The organism is Halioglobus sp. HI00S01 (assembly GCF_001635445.1).
Taxonomy (GTDB): Bacteria; Pseudomonadota; Gammaproteobacteria; order Pseudomonadales; family Halieaceae; genus Halioglobus; species Halioglobus japonicus.
In genome coordinates, this window is sequence record NZ_LWEE01000272.1 from 1 (window position 1) to 212 (window position 212).

Below are 212 nucleotides of genomic sequence, written 5' to 3' on the forward strand. Positions count from 1 at the left end.
AAGGTCGCCAATCGTGAAGCTGATCTGGCAATTTGCAAACTCAGCATGACGTTTTCCCGCATGGCCAAAGTCCAGTTCACTAAACCTTACATTAAGTTGCGTCAAAGTCTACTTGTTAATCAACTCGAACTACTCAAAATTCAACGCGGCAGGGATCCAATACCGACCATTCAAAACTTGGAGGGTCGCATTGGGGTTATTAAGAAATCATC

At 43.9% G+C, this 212-nt stretch carries 1 protein-coding gene; it reads left to right on the forward strand.

Annotation, left to right across the window (positions count from 1 at the left end; genetic code table 11):
* Nucleotides 1-212 (forward strand): transporter substrate-binding domain-containing protein (locus tag A3709_RS19505; protein ID WP_156507865.1); only part of this gene is annotated, 212 nt, incomplete at both ends.